We start from the raw sequence: 15,677 nt of genomic DNA, 5'->3' as shown, positions 1-15,677 counted from the left end.
TAATTTACATCCCCCATGAAAAAAGACGCACCACATATTGGCCTGTTTATCCCCTGCTATATCGACCAGTTTTATCCCAATGTAGCAATTGCGACTTTAGAATTGCTCGAAAAACTAGGCTGCAAAGTCACGTATCCACTAGCCCAGACCTGCTGTGGACAACCCATGTCTAATGCAGGTTTCGAAGCAAACACAACTGATACTACATCAAAGTTCATTCGTGATTTCGCACAATTCGACTACATCGTAGCCCCCTCAGGAAGCTGTGTCCTTCACGTAAAGGAGCACTCTCCGAAAATAGATAAACTTCAAAAAAACCAACAACACGTACAGTCGAATATCTACGAACTCAGCGAATTTATCACTGACGTGCTAAAAGTAGATTCGATCAAGGGAAGTTTCCCTCATAAAATTGGCTTTCATGCTTCCTGTCACGGGCTTCGTGGTCTTCGACTAGCAAGTGATTCGGAGCGAAACGAACCTAAATTCAACAAAACCCTTCAATTGATGAAGGATTTGGAAGGATTGGAGGTAGTGGAGTTAACCAGAAAAGATGAATGCTGTGGATTCGGTGGGACTTTCGCTGTAAGTGAAGAAGCCATCTCAGTCCAAATGGGAAAAGACCGAATCGCAGACCATGTGGACAAAGGCGTGGAAATCATCGTCGGTGGAGACATGTCCTGCATCATGCATATGCAGGGAATCGTCTCCCGGGACAAAGACACTATTAAATTAATGCACTTTGCAGAAGTCTTAAACCAAGTCATCTCATGAGTCATCCGGAGAACGCCACGGTATTTCTGAAAGATAAAGCACGTGCCAAATGGCATGATGATACGCTGTGGATTGTACGTCAAAAGCGTGATGCTACGATCCATCAAATCCCGGAGTGGGAAAAACTCAGAGAACTCGCATCACAAATTAAGGATCACACACTTTCCAAACTCGACTACTATCTAAAGGAATTGGAAAAAAATGCTACCGCAAATGGCATAAAGGTTCACTGGGCTGAGAATGCTGATGAGCATAATCAGATCATTGGAAAAATCCTGGAGGAAAAAAACTGCAAAGCTATCGTCAAGAGTAAATCTATTCTGACGGAGGAATGCCATCTTAATCCTTACCTGGAAGAAAGAGGAGTGGAAGTAGTAGATACAGACTTGGGAGAGCGGATTATTCAGTTTCTCAAGCAGCCACCAAGTCACATCGTGATGCCAGCTATTCATTTGAAAAAGTCCGATATTTCGGATATTTTCCACGAAAAGCTACAAACAGAAAAAGGAAATATAGATCCTGTATACCTCACGCATGCTGCAAGATTACATCTCAGAGAGAAATTTCTTCAGGCAAAAGTCGCAATAACAGGAGTCAATTTTGCCGTTGCAGAAACAGGCGAATTCGTAGTCTGCACAAATGAAGGGAATGCAGACATGGGTGTTCATTTGGCAGATACGCATATCGCCTGCATGGGCATAGAGAAGCTAATCCCCCGCAGAAAAGACCTTGGGGTTTTCCTTAGACTCTTGGCAAGATCTGCCACCGGTCAGTCTATCACCAATTACAACTCGCATTTTAGAAGCCCTTCTCCTGGAAAGGAACTCCATTTGATCTTGGTGAACAATGGCAGAACAAAGCAACTTGGAAGAGAAAAATTTAGAAATTCGTTGAAATGCATACGCTGTGGCGCGTGCATGAATACCTGTCCCATCTATCGCCGTAGTGGTGGCTTTAGCTATGGAAGTACCGTTCCTGGACCAATAGGTTCTATCCTTTCACCAGGAATCGACCTAAAGAAATACAGTACCTTACCTTTTGCTTCCACACTTTGCGGAAGCTGCTCAGATGTGTGCCCTGTGAAAATCAACATTCACGAGCAACTTTACGAATGGCGGCAAGAGATCACTAAGGCTCAGGGATCATCTCTCAAAGGACTCTCCATGAAATTGGCTAATGGTATTTTCAAAAGCCCGCTAGCCTATAAAATCTCCGGCAAAATGATGCGAGCTTCCCTGAAGACCTTACCTGATAGCGTAATTTACAATCCGCTGAATGCTTGGGGAAAAGGGAGAAACCTACCAGGTTTACCTGAGGAATCTTTCAAGGATTGGTACAAAAAGAATAGATAATGAGCAGTAAAGCATCCATATTAGCATCGATCAAAGGATTGAACATGGAAGAAAAGCCACTTCCGGAAATCCCTGATTTCGATGTAGCAGACGACCTAGTAGCAACCTATACGGAGTCTTTAAGTGGCAATAAAGGAACTGTGGTAACTAAGGAAGAGCTGAAGCAGTTACTTGCAGAAACTAGCTTCCCGAAAATCTACAGCGCCTCACCCACCTTTGCATCTTATTCCAATTGTGACTTACCTAATCACCCCTCAAAGTTCGCTGATTTGGATTTGGCAATTATTGAAGGACAATTTGCTTCTGCCGAGAATGCCGCAATTTGGCTGGATGAAAGTAACCTAGACCTCAGAGCACTCCCATTCATCACCGCGCATCTGGTGATCGTGGTCAGGAAGGAAAATATAGTGGGAAATATGCACCAAGCCTATGAACTCATTGGTTCCACCAATTCTGGCTTCGGAGTATTTATTGCCGGCCCATCGAAAACAGCAGACATTGAGCAGTCACTGGTGGTAGGCGCACATGGAGCCATGAGCCTCAGAGTTGTGATACTCTAGCCCAGCTTTTTGGAGAGAGCAAAGCAATTGTGTCCCTCTCTAGAACTGTTATATTTCAACTCAAAATTGATTTTATCAGCAATTCTTTTGCAGAGAGGTAAGCCTACACCTGTTCCTTTTTCTTTTTTGGTACCGTAGGAAGTTCTAGCGCGAAAGTCAAAAAGTTCCATTTGATCAGCTTGAGAAATAGTAGCTCCTGGATTACATACTTTCCATACTAACTTTTCTTGGCTGATCTTCAAGTCTAGATTAATAGTGGTGTTCAAGGGAGCAAACTTGATTGCATTATCGAGAAGATTTTTAAGAATTATCTTTATTTCATTGATTTCCAAAGAAATATACTGATCCTCTCCCTCTATAGACACTTCAATAAGTTGATTTTTCTCCTGAGCCTGCACTAGCATCATCTCTCTCATTTCCTGTGTCAGTTCCAGCAAACTAATCCGATGTAGCTCAATTGGCTTGTCCTCCAGCTCTGTCATCACCCAACCCAGCGTATTATTTAGCACTTTATTCAGATGAAAGCTCTGTCCTTTCAGATTTTTGAGAATTTGCTCCATTTCCCCAGGTTCAAAAAGCCCTTTTTCTACCATGTCCAGCGTCATATGTAGCATTCCTATGGGGTTTTTCAGATCATGGGATAATATCGCTATTAGCCTGTTCTTTTGGTCATTTAGCATGCTTACTTCATCGAGCGTTTGATCCTGTCTTAGCTTAATTGAATGAAGCAATTGAGATTGGTTTCTATAACTCTTGGTAAAAAAGTGTAAAACGGTAAATACAAAAGCACTGATCCAAAGCAAGGTGATTGTGTGGTCGACAAACTGATTTTGCACACCTTCGTAGAAATGCTCAACCTGAATAAAGCCTTCCGACTCCCCGTAGAACAATACGAAGAACATAGCAAGAGACCCCAGAAACCAAGCAATTTTGCCCCATCCCTGAATCAAGAGAGAGGAAACAACAAGCATCAGGAAAAAAGCATAGATCGTGGGACCGTCATTTCCGTCATTATAAAGAAAATTAAAACAGATGACCACATGCGCAAGGAAAAGCAAAACATTCAGCGCTAGTTTTATTTTCCCATATTTAGAAATGATAAAATACGCAGCCAAAAAAGGAAGCGCTAGTCCGATTTTAACCCAAACTATCACTGGAGACATTCCCAGAAACATATCAGTAACACCCAGCAAAAGAAGTAGGGCAAATGCCAAAAGCGCAAAGATTTTTGCTATTTCGCGTTGGATGTACTCTAGATCTGTAACATTCTCCTCAGAAAGCACTAAGCCTTTGGTAAGCAGCATAAAAATAAACTAAACTAATTTGAACTATAAAATTTAAACTCGAACCTGCTACTAGACTAATCTAAACTAGTGGCAAAAGTCCAAAGGTGTTTTTCTCGAATTAACTCATTGAATGCAGGGCTATTCTATTTCCTTCAGAATCTAGAAAAACACCCATATATCCATAATCAGGTGATATCATTCTTTTTGGAATTTGGACAGTTCCTCCAGCCAGCTCTACTTTTGCAAGCTCAATAGATACGTCATCGGAAGAAAAATAGATTAGAGCCCCAGCCAACTTACTTGTCTCATAGAATTCCTTGTGCATGACCAAGCTTCCCTCAGCACCTTTGCCCCCACCTTCACCGGGGAACATTGCCATCTGGAAGTCTCCCATTTCCACTTTTTGTAAGGAGCAGTCAAAAACTTTCTGGTAAAAATCAATTGCACGATCCATGTCCTTCACTGGTATTTCAAACCAGCCAACAGTTACTTTATTCATGATTCAGAAAATTAAAATTTAAAGATGAAAGCAATCCAAAGATTTATAAAGCAGCTGTAAGTTACTTCAATAATTTAAATTCGTGAAAGCTTGATCGGATAGGTTTTGCCAGCATTCCACTGACATACGTAGATATTTTCATCTTGATCTATACACACATCGTGACAATGCTTGAAAATAGCCTCAGACTGAACCATCAGCTGAAGCTCTCCATTTCGGTACTCAGGGGCAGTTCCGCCAGGATTTGACACCACTTTATTGTCCTTATCCAGAATAGTCACAAAACCAGAATCTGGCGTTTGTTCCAAATATCTTAATCTAGACCAACAAACTCCAGCATAGAGATTTTCCCCATGAATCACAGGTCTGCAAACAAAAGCACCCGGCAAGAAAATCGTTTCCATATACTTTCCATCCATGGTGAATCGTTTAAAGGAATTATGCCCACGGGAAGTACAAATTAAGGTTGGTGCCTTGCCCCCACGCTGATCTACGGTAATTCCATGTGCCGTACTAAACTGGGCATCACCGGAACCACTTCCTCCGAATTTGCGGATGAACTTTCCGTTTTTATCGTAGTGTAGAAAAAACTGAGAACCATAGCCATCTGCTACATACAGATCGCCGTTCGGAGCAACTGTAGTCTCTGTGGGTACAAAAGACATTTTCTCAGTATAAATCCCTTCGCTTACAGGTGCTGCTATTTCTGCTACTATGGTACCATCGAGCGTAGTTTTCACTACTCTTCCTGCGTTATCAGATATCCAGAGGTATTCCGCATCGCCTTCATCGACCAAAGTCAAGCCATGTGCCCGATCCATTCCAAGTGTCCAATCTTTAATAAATTTACCAGATTGATCGTAAATAATGACGTTATTTTTAGGCTCATCAGTGACCATAATCATCCGTCCTTTACGGTCCATCACCATTTCATGACAATTGTTTACTGGAACTTTTGCAGGATCCAAAAGGCCCCATTTGGTGTCAACTTGGTATTTAAAATCGCCATGACCGATTACCAAATCACGGTTTTGAGCAAAGGAAAAAGAGGGTGAAATAGACATAGCAATTCCCATCAGGGAGGTATTTTGGATAAACTTTCTTCGATCTGAATTCATACGTAAGGGTTATGACTGGAATTTAACGATTACTTACGAAAAGTGAATAATATTCTATAGTTTAGGTCAAACCCTAACCAAAAACAAGATGAAAACATACTATAGACAATTAATTCTCTTTCTAATTGCTTTATTTCCTCTAGTTCAAATTCAAGCTCAGGAGGTTGCCCTTCAGCTCTATTCGCTGAGGAATGAGATGAAAATTGACCCTGTAAAGTATCATGAACTAATTTCTGAATGGGGAATCTCAGCACTGGAAGGTGGTGGCGGCTACGGGATGTCTGATGAGGAATATGGCAAACTTCTCGCTGACAACGATCTCCGCATCATCAATGTGGGGGCTGAATACCTTCAACTCACCAAAAACATACAGCCTATTATAGATCAGGCAAAAAAGTATGGAGCAAAATACGCTACCTGCTACTGGATCCCTCATGCTGAAGGACCTATATCCATGGAAGAACTTAAAATTGCAACTGCCCTTTTCAATGCCGTAGGTGCAGAATTGAAAAAAGAAGGAATCACTTTCCTATACCACCCACATGGATATGAATTTGCTAAAGATCGCAACAAAGTAAGATTCAATTACATGCTAGATAATGCTAAAAACTTCGGCTTCAATATGGACGTGTTTTGGGTGAAAATGGGCGGTGGGGATCCTCTGAAAATCATGAAAAAGTATCCAGGTAAATTCCCAATCCTACATCTGAAAGATCGCAAAAAAGGAACTCCTGGCTCCAAAAATGGGCAGGGTGATGTAGAAACCAATGTGATTTTGGGCACCGGAGATATCGATATTGCCGGAATCATCAAGGAAGCTAAAAAACAAGGTACCGAATACTTAACGATCGAAGATGAAAGCTCCAGATCAGTCACTCAAATACCTTTAAGTGTAGCCTTTATCAAAAGAGAACTGGAGAAAAGCAACTAGCGCTGGGAGAGCGGATACATCAACTAGTCAGAATGTGATTAACTCGTAAAATGTGGCAAGTTTTGTAAGAAGTAAAAGGTGAAAAGTGTGCGAGCCTAGACTAACGCAAAAAAAACAGCGGTTTCTTTTCATTTTCTGTTTTCTTTACGCTGAAAATTTACTTTGATTTCAATTGCACACATGAATGATTATCAGGTTGCGGTCATAGGCAGTGGGCCTTCGGGAGCTATGGCAGCCTATTATTTAGCAGAAAAAGGTATTTCCACAGTTATCATAGAGAAAGAAACCTTACCCAGGTATAAGACCTGTGGTGGAGGATTGGTTTTCAGAGGTAGACGCAAATTACCCTTTGATATTTCATCTGTGGTGGACCGAGAATATGACCGAATGAAGGTCTACATGGCAGGTGAATCAAAAGTACTTAGCACAGTGCGGGACGTTCCTGTGATCAGCATGGTGATGCGGGACAATTTTGATAATTTCCTGATCGAAAAAGCGAAAGAAGCCGGGGCAACACTCAAGCAAGATCATAAGCTAACTTCTATCACTTTTGGTGAAAACCCCATCCTTCACACCAGTCAAGGTGATATTCAGGTTAGGCTGATTATTGGGGCAGATGGAGCGCTCAGTCCTACTGCGAAACTCGCCGGCTGGGAAGAAACCCGTAAACTTATCCCTGCGCTAGAATATGAAGTTGAAGTAAGTCCTGCAGATTTCGAGCGGCTCTCCAAAGAAGTGCGCTTTGATATGGATAGCGTTCCTCATGGATACGCATGGAGCTTTCCGAAGGAAAATCATCTTTCACTGGGAATCGCTTCCACTAGAAGAAAGAGAATTGATCTCAAAGCGTATTATAAGAAATACCTGGAACTGTTGGAGATCAAGGAAGTCATCAGCGAAAAAGCACATGGGTTTCAGATCCCAATTACTCCCAGAACAGATGGTTTTTACAGAAAAAATATCTTGCTGATTGGAGATGCTGCAGGTTTCGCAGATCCAGTGACCGCAGAAGGAATCTCGAATGCGCTTTGGAGTGGGGAATTGGCTGCTGAAGCAATTATAGAATCTGAGCTAAATCCAGAAAGAGCAGGCACGATATACGAGCAAAAACTGGAAAAAGAGATGCTTCCTGAGATCAGAACATCCCAAACAGCAGCCAAATGGTTCTATAGCTACCGGATCATCCGAAATATGCTCTTGAGAAAATATGGAGATTACGCCATCAACTTCATGACTGACATCTACATCGGTAACAGAACTTATCCAAAAGATCTGATGAAGACTATCAAAAATAAAATTCTAGAGATCAGAAACCCATTAGCGCAAAGAGGCCTTTTTAAGTGAAGTAGAAAAGTTAAAATCCCGACCTTACTATTTGCCTTCAAGCCAAGAATTTAGAATAGAACTCTGCAGGGAATCAAGGTTATTCATTCTGGAAATAGTGAATTTAGCTGCTACGGTTCCTTTCTTATTTGCCTTAATTTCTAGGCCAGCATATCCTAAAAAAGTATCGTAATCCAGCTCCTTCGTGGTGTACACATATTCAAAAATCTCAGTCAAGGGAATTCCAGCCATTTCTTCACAGGTTTGCTGAAACTCTGCATCTGTAAATCCCCTGCCTAGATTTTGATAATAATGGGTGTAAAGTCTTCGCATGACATCATCCAAAGAAAGCTTATTTTCAGAGGCATTTCTGATTGCGAAATCAAGCAGCATACCCACCACAGGTCCTTTCGCATAATAAGAAATAGAACGGTCTGGACCCTTAGCCATCGTGCCAAAAGGTCCATCGCCCCAAGTAGCAAAACTTGCTTCCACTAATGATTGATGAACTTTTCCGGGATCATTTTCAAATTCATTGATATTACTTTCCAGGTTTTCGAAAAGCTCTTTTTCACTCATCAATCCACCTCTAAGTGTCACCAAATACTCATAGTAAACAGATAGCCCTTCGCTCACCCACAGCAAGTTTGTCTTAGTGCCTTTGTCATAGTCAAATGGTCCCAATTCAAAAGGACGGATACGCTTAACATTGTAATGATGAAAATACTCGTGTGCGAGAAAATTCATCATTCTGAGCACACCTTCCTTATCCTCCATCTGCTTGCCATCGAAGCTGACTGTAGTATTATTTAGATGCTCAATACCTCCTCTTCCTGGACCTATTGCTATAAACGTATATTCCTCAAAAGGTATGTCACGCATAATCTCCACGGATGATTCTACCACCTTTTTGAGATTTTGCATACACGCCACTCGATCAAATTCACCCATTTCATAGCCAATAAACCTATGTTCCACTCCTTTAACTTCGAATGATGGCAACTCTTCCAACTCCCCGATCAAGAATGGACTGTCATATAAAACATCAAAATCCTCAGCGAAATAGGTCCTTTTATCATCAGAAATTTGCTTGAGTCCAGTGGCTACATCGGTCCATCGATCTACATCAACAGTAACGCTTACTGGTCTATTGATTTCTCCTTCCAAATACATAAACAAACCTGCCGGTATTAAATACGCATGGGTTGAATCAACCAAACTATTGGCAACAAACTTCTTATCCGCTTTCACTTCATAGCTCAGCATAATCTCAGAATTTTTGCCTGACTTCAATTGCCAAGTATTGGAATTGAGTTCGGTAATCGGGATTTCAGTACCATCTTCCCCTTTTGCAATGACATTGGAAACCTGCTCAGAATAATTCATCAATTGATAATAGCCTGGCATCCAATTAGGCATTTTGAGTGTTACTGTGTCATTCTCTCCCACCCATACATTCAGATTTACCTGAACTTTCTGATTCTGCGGATCATCTATTGATACTCGGTAGTGAAAATTAGTAGCTACTTGCTGTGAAAAAAGTAAATCCCCGCTTCTTGCAAATAAAATCAAAACAAGAAGTAGAATACACTTAGGACTAGAACACGTCATAAAAGATCAAAATTTAATGAATGGTCAAAGATAAAATAAATGACTGTTTAGAGATGGGAAATACTTCTTAGATTGCTCTATAATCAATACCAATTATCTCACTTATGAAAAACAACAAATTCTTTTTATCGGCATTTGCCTTGATTCTCTTTTTCTCAGTTTCAACTACCTCTTTTGCGCAGCTACAAGCACCAGCACCTAGTCCAGCTGCTTATGTGTCTGCAAATGTTGGTTTCACCAAAATCAGCATTGACTACTCCTCTCCTGCTGTGAAAGGCAGAAAAGTTTTTGGTGAGCTTGAAAAATATGGCGTTACCTGGAGAGCTGGCGCAAATGGCCCAACAATCATTGAATTCAGTACCGGAGTAAACATTGCAGGTAAAAACCTAGCTGCAGGCAAATATTCGCTATTCATCACACCACAAGCTTCTGGTGACTGGACCGTCCACTTGAATGGAAAAGCCAATGCAGTTTTTGCCTACATGAAAGATGGTAAAATCGACGAGGAAGCCGTGGCAAAAGACGATGCGGTTGCGATCAAGGTGACGCCGATTATAGCTCCTGAAACCTTCGAAAGACTGGCATACTTTATCTCTGCTGAAGACAATAAAGTTGCAACGGTAACCTTTATGTGGGCAGATGTAATGTTATGGTTTGAAGTAGATACCCAAGTGGATCAGAAGCTAGAGCAATTCAAAGGTGTTTTCTAACTTTCAACAAACTTCAAATTTTATAAGGCCCGGATCAACTCCGGGCTTTTTTTGATTAAGACAATTCTACTTAAGTTGCATGTAGGATTTTATTAGAGTCAGCCCACTTAACCTTCGTAGATCCATGGTACTTAATCCAAAACTTATTTTTCATCTGGTCCTTGGATTTGGACTTCTGTTTTTACAATCCTGCAAGCCAGAAACCAAAGAAATCACCAAGCCAAATATCGTCCTCATCGTGTCAGATGACCAAGGTTGGGGTGACTTGGGAATCAATGGAAATCCATACGTACATACGCCCAATATTGACAAGCTAGCTGAAAATGGCGTGCAATTCAGTAGATTCTACGTAAACCCAGTTTGCTCCCCTACCCGAGCTGAGATTTTGACCGGCAGATATCATCCTCGTGGCGGAGTTTATTCTACCTCCAGAGGTGGTGAGCGATTGGATTTGGATGAAAAAACCATTGCGGATATCTTCCAATCGAATGGGTATAATACAGCTGTATTTGGCAAATGGCACAATGGCTCCCAACCTCCTTATCACCCAAATAACAGAGGCTTTGAAGAGTACTATGGATTTGCCTCCGGGCATTGGGGCAACTATTTCAGCCCTATGCTTGAGAACAATGGTGAGGTAACCCAAGGTAATGGCTTTATTATCGATGATCTCACGGATCATGCGATGGACTACATTGGGAAAAATTCTGATCAACCTTTCTTTGTTTACTTGGCATACAATACTCCACATAGTCCTATGCAGGTTCCTGATGTCTGGTGGGACAAATACAAGGATGCAGCTATAGATACTACTCATCGCTATGCCGATAAAGAAAAGATGGATAAAACACGAGCTGCTTATGCTTTATGTGAAAATCTTGATTGGAATGTTGGCAGAGTTGTAGACAAACTCGATAGTCTGAAGCTTTTGGAAAACACGATCGTGATCTATATGTCTGACAATGGACCAAATGGCTGGAGATGGAATGATGGACTAAAAGGCATCAAAGGAAGCACTGACGAAGGAGGGGTTCGTTCTCCATTTATCATGTATTGGAAGGAAACTCTAAAACCACAAATCATCTCCCAGATTGCCAGCACGATTGATATTTTGCCTTCACTGATGGACATGGCAGGAATCACAAATCCCTTCGATAAGCCTCTTGATGGCGTAAGTTTGAAGCCTTTACTAACGGGGTCTCAGGAAGAATGGAAGGCCCGAAATGTGTATAGCCATTGGAATGGAAGAGTCAGTGTCCGAAACCAAAACTTTATCTTGGATAGCGATAATCAGTTGTATGACTTAAAAGCAGATCCAGAACAGAATCAGCCTATTGCTCAGGCTACATCTGCTGCTTTTACAGAATTATCCAAGGCAAAAGAAGAGTGGATCAATTCTGTATTATCAGAGCTTGATCGCGACAGGCAGGAGATATTTCCAGTTGGATACAAAGACAGCAAGTACACACTTCTACCAGCCCGAGATGGGATGCCCCATGGAGGCATCGAACGGTCCAGCATTCATCCCAATTCCTCCTTTTTCACCAATTGGACATCCAGTACCGATAGCCTCACTTGGGATACTGAGATTCTGACCACAGGGAAGTACAAAGCAACTGTTTATTATACCTGTAAGCCTTCAGCAGTAGGTGCTACGCTAAAACTGAAACAGGGAGCAAATGAAGTCAGCACTCCCATCAATGAAGCCCATGACTCAGACTATTTAGCCGTGGAATATGATCGCTCTCCTCGGGATGAATCCTATGAGAAGGATTACAAACCTTTGGAAATCGGAGTAATTCAATTGGATAAAGGCCATCATCCTATTACCATGAAAGCTTCAGAAATAAAAGGCCCGGAATTTATTGAGGTTAGGTTGTTGGTTTTGGAGAGAATTGATTAAATCCAAACTCCCTTCATTAAGTTTTTCAGTCTCTAATTCCTATCTAAATCACGAGAGGTCAAAGATTCTTCTAACTCACCATTAAAACCTAAATGGAACTTTTAGATTCGTTGCAATCGGCTGATTGTCGTCAACTTGGGCAGGGATAAACTTCGGCAAGGAACATATCACCCGTATGGCTTCTGCTTCCAGCGCTTCGCCATTTTCAACCGTTTCCAAAACCTCCACATTACTCACATCTCCATTTTCATCTATACGCACATTCAGAAGTATCCGGCCTTTTACCTCCGACTTCGGAGCTTTGAGGTTTTCACTGATATGCTGTGAAATTTTAGCGTAGGTGCATTTTTCAATCTCCTGAGACGTACCCGAATCCTCACAGCCAAATGCTATGAATCCTCGTTCATTCGGCTTTCGGTCAGGTTTGATGTAAGAAAAAGGCTGACCATTCACATTCAGCCCAATCATTCCTACACCTCTTTTGTAAAACAAATTATAGACTGTTCCTTCCCGTTCTGAACTTTCCGTTTTCACTTCCAAGAGGTCTGAAAATTCACAAAATGGAGTCGAATACGTGCTAGTTAAACTCACCACTTCATAGCCCCAGACCTGATCGCTGCTTTTCCATTTTGTACCAACTTCCGGATTAGAAGGCAACTCCATGGATTGCCTGTTTTTCTCCTGATTCAAACTAAAAACGGCCTCATCCTCAGTACGCCAGTACTTAGTTTTCACATCACCATTTGAATAGGATTGAGTTTCCACTAAAAAATATTTGCCCTCAAACTCTACGCTATCCCCAGCGAAAGTCGAAACATAGGAATTGTTTCCATAGCTAAGGTTTTTCTTCAAACCGACACTAACCGGCCAATAGGCACCAGAGGCATTTTCAAAGCAGTTACTTTCCTGACCAAAAAGATGAATAATAGACAGGAAAAAGACTGTAATAAACAGTGGAAACTTAATTGCTTTGATGCGCATAGGTTGGGAGATTGACGTCTTAAAAATACATCTATTTGTGTATTAAAAAGAAACTAGGTAAATCTCCCTTTTGAAATATTATAAAGAGATGAATTCGGAGTTCTCAATCCTAAATCATACATCCGAAATCTAAAATCGAATCACTCACTCTTTAAACTATCCACCGGATTCATCAATGCTGCTTTAAAGGATTCTATACCTACTGTCAGCATAGCAATGCTAATTCCCATCACACCAGCAAGCGCAAAGAACCACCATTGGAGCTGAATTTGATAGGCAAATTCCTCCAGCCAAATTTGTGATCCGTAGTAGGCAATAGGAAAAGCAATTACTATGGCAATCAGGATGAGTTTCACAAAGTCAGAGGATAGCAAAGCAACTATGCTCCCAACAGAAGCTCCCATCACTTTTCTAACCCCAACCTCTTTGACTCTGGATTCGGCATTGAATGCTGCCAAGCCAAACAATCCTATGCAGGACACGAAAATGGAGAGCATGGCCGCAATAGTAGTGATCTGCTTCCACTTAAGCTCCCGCTCGTAGCGATTGAGATTATTCAGATCTTCAAAGCTGTAACTGAAGGGCATGTAAGGAACAAATTTTTTGAATATCTCCTCAATCGATTTGATCGTCTGCACCGTCATAGTTGGATTCAGTTTGATGAAAAGGGATTGAAGACCATATTGGGGGTCCTGTGTCATTACCAGCGGTGCAATTTTTTCTTTCAGCGAAGCATAATGGTAATTCTCTACCACGCCGATGATGTTCATCTTTTTGTTTTTCCATTCAAACTCCACTTCCTTACCCACTCCTGAAGTCCACCCCAGTTCCCTTAGAAATGCCTCATTCACCAAAATGGCATCCGTGGGATCTGTACTATGCTCCACAGAGAAATTCCGTCCTTCTACTAACCCAACCTCTATCGTACTGAGGAAATCATCGTCCACGCCTATATAACCAAAACCTATACTCACATCCTCGACTTTTGCTCTGGTTCCATTATAATTCCCATTAAATGCGCCCACAGATTCTACTCCTGGAAGCGCAAGAATTTCTTGTTTGATTCCGCTAACCCCACCTTCTATTCCCCTGAAACCACCAAGTTTCATCAGATTATCATCATTATATCCCAGATCTACTTTCGTCAGATAATTGAATTGGCTGAAGATTACGATGGTCCCAACGACCAAGCAAATAGAAAGTGTAAACTGAAATACTACCAAAGCTTTGGTCAGGTAATTCTGCTGCAAAAGCTTCGCCCGCTTATACAAGCTCTTCGTAGGACTGAAGCCGGAAAGCACCAAAGCCGGATAAAATCCAGCCACCAAACCTGTCACAAGTAGCAAGGCGATAAATACGGATACTAATTGAAAATCCAGCAAATAGGAAAGAGCCAACTGCTTATCTGACAACTCATTGAATCCAGAAAGACATAACTGAGTAAGGATAAGGGCCAGCAAAAAGGCGATGAAAGTCATTAGATAAGACTCTGTTAGAAATTGGGATATCAATTGCTTTCTATGTCCCCCTATTACTTTTCTGATACCGATTTCCTTTGCCCGCTTCAGTGACCTTGCTACCGCCAGGTTAACAAAATTGATACAGGCTATAATCAGCAAAAACAGTCCAATACCGGATAGAATGTATGAATAAACAGGGCTGCTTGCCTTATCTATCCCATTTCTGCCACTACCGATTTCGGTATCCAGATGTATCTCCATAAAGGGTTGTAGACCAAAAGAAATCTTATTGTTAAAGCCTTGAGAGTTTTCCAATTCCTTTGCTGCATTGCTAGCAAAGATCATATCCATTTTACCAGCAACCTCCTCAATATTTGCCTGCTCATCCAGTTGCACGAATGTGTTCATGTAAAATCCCAGCCACTCGTTATCTGTCCATCCATTTACTTCCTGAAAAGCAAAAGAGATAACTGAATCGAATTGTAGGGAAGAATTTTGAGGAATGGATTTCGCCACACCAGAGACAGTGAAAGGTAAAAATTCATTATTTACCTTTAGTTCAATTACTTTTCCAACCGCATCAGTGGTATTGAAATAATTTCTTGCTACTTCCTCAGTAATTACGATAGATCCAATATCAGCAAGCAAACTAGTGGGTTCCCCTGACAGCAGAGGAAGTGTGAAAACCTCAAAAAACTCGGGATCAGCGAATAAAACATCTGTATTTAGAAGTTTATCACCCTTTCTCATCACAAAGGGCTGACTTTGGGTTCGGATGACCTTGGTGATTTCAGGAATTTCCTCCTGAAACGTAGGTCCATGGATAGCGTTGGTGCTCGCTATGGTATTGGAACCTTCGGCATTGCTCATGGTAACTTTTATCCGGTAAAGATTATCCCCGTTTTCATGAAATCTATCAAAGCTCGCTTCATCTTTCACATATAATAAAATCATCATACAGCAAGCCAGACCCAGCGCCAGTCCACCAATATTGATAAATGAAAAAACCTTGCTTCTTTGAATATTACGCCAAGCGATTATTATATAGTTTTTCCACATAAGGTTGTAAAGTTTATTGGTTGGAAGGTTGTAAAGTTTCCTTGTCTACTTGAATTCAATAGTTAATCTTTATCATTCGCTCCTCTTCTCATTGGCTTAAATCCGAAATC

13 protein-coding genes are annotated in these 15,677 nt (G+C 41.3%); 7 read left to right on the top strand and 6 right to left on the bottom strand.

All coding sequences use genetic code 11. The annotated features are described in order from the left end of the window. Positions 1-15: 15 nt before the first annotated feature. Genes AACZ87_RS00380 through AACZ87_RS00370 form a run of 3 tightly spaced genes read left to right on the top strand, consistent with a single transcriptional unit; the run spans position 16 to position 2,686 of the window. A complete protein-coding gene (locus tag AACZ87_RS00380; RefSeq protein ID WP_339863762.1) occupies positions 16-774 on the top strand; it encodes a (Fe-S)-binding protein in 759 nt (252 codons plus the stop codon). After that, entirely contained in the window at positions 771-2,126 is a 1,356-nt protein-coding gene (locus AACZ87_RS00375; RefSeq protein WP_339863761.1) for a lactate utilization protein B, read from the top strand. The genes AACZ87_RS00380 and AACZ87_RS00375 overlap by 4 nt, the downstream gene beginning before the upstream one ends. Continuing rightward, on the top strand, positions 2,126-2,686 hold the full coding sequence (locus AACZ87_RS00370; protein WP_339863760.1) for an LUD domain-containing protein: 561 nt from the start codon (positions 2,126-2,128) through the stop codon (positions 2,684-2,686). The genes AACZ87_RS00375 and AACZ87_RS00370 overlap by 1 nt, the downstream gene beginning before the upstream one ends. Here the strand turns inward: AACZ87_RS00370 and AACZ87_RS00365 are convergent. From AACZ87_RS00365 to AACZ87_RS00355, 3 genes are all read right to left on the bottom strand, one after another. Further along, positions 2,683-3,990 (bottom strand): HAMP domain-containing sensor histidine kinase, encoded by a 1,308-nt coding sequence (locus AACZ87_RS00365; RefSeq protein ID WP_339863759.1) that lies wholly within the window; start codon positions 3,988-3,990, stop codon positions 2,683-2,685. The genes AACZ87_RS00370 and AACZ87_RS00365 overlap by 4 nt on opposite strands. 100 nt (positions 3,991-4,090) lie before the next feature. Further along, positions 4,091-4,471: a VOC family protein gene (locus AACZ87_RS00360; RefSeq protein WP_339863758.1), complete on the bottom strand. Its 381-nt coding sequence runs from the start codon at positions 4,469-4,471 to the stop codon at positions 4,091-4,093. Between the two features lie 74 nt (positions 4,472-4,545). Next, positions 4,546-5,589 (bottom strand): 6-bladed beta-propeller, encoded by a 1,044-nt coding sequence (locus AACZ87_RS00355; protein ID WP_339863757.1) that lies wholly within the window; start codon positions 5,587-5,589, stop codon positions 4,546-4,548. A gap of 88 nt (positions 5,590-5,677) precedes the next feature. On the opposite strand from AACZ87_RS00355, the gene AACZ87_RS00350 reads away from it, so the two are divergent. Both AACZ87_RS00350 and AACZ87_RS00345 read left to right on the top strand, forming a co-directional pair. Continuing rightward, positions 5,678-6,520, top strand: a complete 843-nt coding sequence (locus tag AACZ87_RS00350; RefSeq protein ID WP_339863756.1) for a sugar phosphate isomerase/epimerase — start codon at positions 5,678-5,680, stop codon at positions 6,518-6,520. A 180-nt stretch (positions 6,521-6,700) separates the two neighbouring features. Continuing rightward, positions 6,701-7,864 carry a geranylgeranyl reductase family protein gene (locus tag AACZ87_RS00345; protein ID WP_339863755.1) on the top strand — a complete coding sequence of 388 codons (1,164 nt, stop codon included), beginning with the start codon at positions 6,701-6,703 and terminating at the stop codon, positions 7,862-7,864. A 27-nt stretch (positions 7,865-7,891) separates the two neighbouring features. Here AACZ87_RS00345 and AACZ87_RS00340 read toward each other — a convergent pair whose 3' ends face one another. After that, positions 7,892-9,454, bottom strand: a complete 1,563-nt coding sequence (locus AACZ87_RS00340) for a M61 family peptidase (RefSeq protein ID WP_339863754.1) — start codon at positions 9,452-9,454, stop codon at positions 7,892-7,894. 104 nt (positions 9,455-9,558) lie between these two features. On the opposite strand from AACZ87_RS00340, the gene AACZ87_RS00335 reads away from it, so the two are divergent. Beyond that, positions 9,559-10,164 (top strand): DUF2911 domain-containing protein, encoded by a 606-nt coding sequence (locus AACZ87_RS00335; protein ID WP_339863753.1) that lies wholly within the window; start codon positions 9,559-9,561, stop codon positions 10,162-10,164. A 124-nt stretch (positions 10,165-10,288) separates the two neighbouring features. Further along, on the top strand, positions 10,289-12,067 hold the full coding sequence (locus tag AACZ87_RS00330) for an arylsulfatase (protein WP_339863752.1): 1,779 nt from the start codon (positions 10,289-10,291) through the stop codon (positions 12,065-12,067). A gap of 81 nt (positions 12,068-12,148) precedes the next feature. On the opposite strand, the gene AACZ87_RS00325 is transcribed toward AACZ87_RS00330, so the two are convergent. Together AACZ87_RS00325 and AACZ87_RS00320 are read right to left on the bottom strand one after the other, a co-directional pair. After that, complete coding sequence (locus AACZ87_RS00325; protein WP_339863751.1) at positions 12,149-13,048, bottom strand: energy transducer TonB; 900 nt, start codon at positions 13,046-13,048, stop codon at positions 12,149-12,151. Between the two features lie 140 nt (positions 13,049-13,188). Then, complete coding sequence (locus AACZ87_RS00320; RefSeq protein WP_339863750.1) at positions 13,189-15,567, bottom strand: ABC transporter permease; 2,379 nt, start codon at positions 15,565-15,567, stop codon at positions 13,189-13,191. Positions 15,568-15,677 lie beyond the last annotated feature (110 nt).

Source organism: uncultured Algoriphagus sp., assembly GCF_963974365.1.
Classification (GTDB): Bacteria; Bacteroidota; Bacteroidia; order Cytophagales; family Cyclobacteriaceae; genus Algoriphagus.
Note: the sequence above shows the minus strand (reverse complement) of the source record. Positions and strands in the feature narration are given on the sequence as shown.

Excerpts from the sequence above, each read along its gene's own strand:
- AACZ87_RS00380 (WP_339863762.1), top strand. The coding sequence starts at position 16 with ATGAAAAAAGACGCACCACATATTGGCCTGTTTATCCCCTGCTATATC.
- AACZ87_RS00375 (WP_339863761.1), top strand. The coding sequence starts at position 771 with ATGAGTCATCCGGAGAACGCCACGGTATTTCTGAAAGATAAAGCACGT.
- AACZ87_RS00370 (WP_339863760.1), top strand. The coding sequence starts at position 2,126 with ATGAGCAGTAAAGCATCCATATTAGCATCGATCAAAGGATTGAACATG.
- AACZ87_RS00365 (WP_339863759.1), bottom strand. The coding sequence starts at position 3,990 with ATGCTGCTTACCAAAGGCTTAGTGCTTTCTGAGGAGAATGTTACAGAT.
- AACZ87_RS00360 (WP_339863758.1), bottom strand. The coding sequence starts at position 4,471 with ATGAATAAAGTAACTGTTGGCTGGTTTGAAATACCAGTGAAGGACATG.
- AACZ87_RS00355 (WP_339863757.1), bottom strand. The coding sequence starts at position 5,589 with ATGAATTCAGATCGAAGAAAGTTTATCCAAAATACCTCCCTGATGGGA.
- AACZ87_RS00350 (WP_339863756.1), top strand. The coding sequence starts at position 5,678 with ATGAAAACATACTATAGACAATTAATTCTCTTTCTAATTGCTTTATTT.
- AACZ87_RS00345 (WP_339863755.1), top strand. The coding sequence starts at position 6,701 with ATGAATGATTATCAGGTTGCGGTCATAGGCAGTGGGCCTTCGGGAGCT.
- AACZ87_RS00340 (WP_339863754.1), bottom strand. The coding sequence starts at position 9,454 with ATGACGTGTTCTAGTCCTAAGTGTATTCTACTTCTTGTTTTGATTTTA.
- AACZ87_RS00335 (WP_339863753.1), top strand. The coding sequence starts at position 9,559 with ATGAAAAACAACAAATTCTTTTTATCGGCATTTGCCTTGATTCTCTTT.
- AACZ87_RS00330 (WP_339863752.1), top strand. The coding sequence starts at position 10,289 with ATGGTACTTAATCCAAAACTTATTTTTCATCTGGTCCTTGGATTTGGA.
- AACZ87_RS00325 (WP_339863751.1), bottom strand. The coding sequence starts at position 13,048 with ATGCGCATCAAAGCAATTAAGTTTCCACTGTTTATTACAGTCTTTTTC.
- AACZ87_RS00320 (WP_339863750.1), bottom strand. The coding sequence starts at position 15,567 with ATGTGGAAAAACTATATAATAATCGCTTGGCGTAATATTCAAAGAAGC.